Origin of the sequence: Paenibacillus sp. 2TAB26, assembly GCF_052115145.1 — a bacterium.
In the GTDB taxonomy this organism is placed as follows: domain Bacteria; phylum Bacillota; class Bacilli; order Paenibacillales; family Paenibacillaceae; genus Pristimantibacillus.
In genome coordinates this window covers 1-406 of record NZ_JBFRGC010000124.1, presented here as the reverse complement: position 1 = coordinate 406, position 406 = coordinate 1, and the positions used below count along the sequence as shown (strand labels likewise).

The window sequence follows — 406 nt, the reverse complement described above, 5'->3', positions numbered from 1 at the left end:
CAAGGGACGTGGCGATCTCGGCGCGAAACGCGTCGGCGTGACAACGGGCTCCAGCAACGAATCCTGGGCACGCAAGCATCTCACGTCTTCCGAACTGCGCTCCTACGACAACGGCGGACTACTGTTCAGCGATCTCGCCAACGGGCGCATCGATGCGGTGATCGTGTCGCATTTTGGCGGGCTGCGATACGCGACGGTCAACAAGCTTCCCCTGAAGGAGGTCGGCGAACCGCTGACCTACCAGCTCTCGGCGCCTGCGCTCGCGAAGAACCAGCCAGCCCTGGCGGCGGCGATCAACAAGGCAATTGGCGAGATGCTGGCGGATGGCACGGTCGACCGGCTGGCGAAGCGGTGGGTAAGTCATGACTATGACATGCGTGGTGCCATTGCCAGGGCAAACGAAGAC

1 protein-coding gene is annotated in these 406 nt (G+C 62.8%); it reads left to right on the top strand.

The features are described 5' to 3' along the window. On the top strand, nucleotides 1–406 hold a 406-nt coding region (locus AB4Z50_RS36170; protein WP_441887332.1), incomplete at both ends, for a transporter substrate-binding domain-containing protein.